This window comes from Campylobacter sp. BCW_6873, from assembly GCF_001762365.1.
Taxonomy (GTDB): domain Bacteria; phylum Campylobacterota; class Campylobacteria; order Campylobacterales; family Campylobacteraceae; genus Campylobacter_D; species Campylobacter_D jejuni.
The window spans coordinates 1-1,587 of the sequence record NZ_MJWS01000090.1; the positions used below are offsets into that span (position 1 = coordinate 1).

Below are 1,587 nucleotides of genomic sequence, written 5' to 3' on the forward strand. Positions count from 1 at the left end.
TATAATTAGTTCTGCTTGTTCTCTTGTCATTTTCTATCCTTTATTATTATATTTGTTTGATAAAACCTAATTGCATTAAGTTTTCTATGGAAATAGGAAGTTTAATTTGTGTTCCTTTGCCTTCTTGTTCAAAATGTGGAGATATTTTACCTATTTTTGGGGAATGGAATTTGTTTTTTGCTTTTAACTCTTTAATTTTTTCTATTAATTTATCATTCCCACTCATCTCAACCTTTCTATCAATACTTTCCATATTAATATCTTCTAATACTTCATATCTTTTATAGGTTTTTTGCATTACTTCATTATTTTCATAGGGCAATGATCTTTTTTCATAAGGCATCGCTCCTTTTTTCTCCTTAAAAGGGCAAACAAAACCGCCTGAATTATCCCCATATCTGTCTAGTTTTGCCCCTTTTTTTAGAGTGATTTCTCTTGGTTTAGGTGGAATTTTATAACCATCATCATCAGGATATTTAATCTTACCATTTTCACCAATATAATCAGAACTTCTAGGTTTTGGAGTATCTTTAGGCCATATTCCATTATGTTTGTAAAGATGAACTTCTTTATCACTTACCTTACCTTTTTTATTTTCATTTTCCAAATATAAAAGCATTTTTGCTTTCTCTTTGCTTTTTTGTGCCGCTCCTAATTTATCTCCTATCCCTTGCCATCTTATCCTATCATACTTAATCTTAGCAAGAGGATTAGCTTGTATTTTAGCTAAAGCAAATTTAATCTTATTCTTTTTAGGTATAGAAAGTACAGGATAGCCTTTATTACTTACTCCTATTAAGCCCATTTGATAAACGGAATATTTATTATTGATTTTATGCTTTGAATAAGTATAAGGAAATACCAAAGCAACTTTAGTACAAGGTCCTCCAGCTACTGGAGGATTTAAACATCCACTTATACTAGCTCCTTGTATTTCATCGTGTAACATAATAGGAACATTATTATATTTTATTCTTTTAGCCTTTTTTGCTTTTAACTTAACTCTACCTCCATGTAAACATAATAAAGTATTATCTTCCAATATAGGATGCAAACAAGAAGTATCAAGAGTTACATTAATATCTTCTATTCTAGGAATAGTTATCTTTCTTTTTCTAGCCATGAAAAGCCTTGTGGGTTTTTAAACCCACTAAGATTAAATTAAATCATAAGGAAAGTATTTACACAAAACTGATTCTATTTTGTTTAATCATTCTAGCACGATTGATAAGAGCATAAAGGGCTAGAAATTCATCGTTAATTATTCTTTCAAAAGTTTCACTGTATCTATCCCCATCAAACTCAATACTTTTCCATTCTATAAGCTCTGCTTTAGCATTAGTAATAAAAGATATATATTTATCTCTTTGTTTATCATGTTTAATACCTGCACATAAAGGTTTAAGTGCTTCATCATACCAAATCACTTCTAGATTTTCTTCTTTGATGATTCTTAATGCTACTTCTTTTGTTAGATATTCTTTGATGTCTTTGATATCATGATATTTATGCCAATAATTTTCTTGCAACATTTTATCAATGGCTTCTTTTTCACTATCAAAAGAATACTCAAATTCAACACCGCCC

At 29.4% G+C, this 1,587-nt stretch carries 2 protein-coding genes; both read right to left on the bottom strand.

The genetic code is table 11. The features are described 5' to 3' along the window. Positions 1–46 precede the first annotated feature (46 nt). Complete coding sequence (locus tag AJ932_RS08290; RefSeq protein WP_083263177.1) at positions 47–1,123, bottom strand: TNT domain-containing protein; 1,077 nt, start codon at positions 1,121–1,123, stop codon at positions 47–49. A gap of 58 nt (positions 1,124–1,181) precedes the next feature. Continuing rightward, the coding region (locus AJ932_RS08295) for a hypothetical protein (protein WP_070278729.1) at positions 1,182–1,587 on the bottom strand (406 nt) is incomplete at its 5' end.

Coding starts and splice junctions, on each gene's coding strand:
- AJ932_RS08290 (WP_083263177.1), bottom strand. CDS start 1,123: ATGGCTAGAAAAAGAAAGATAACTATTCCTAGAATAGAAGATATTAAT.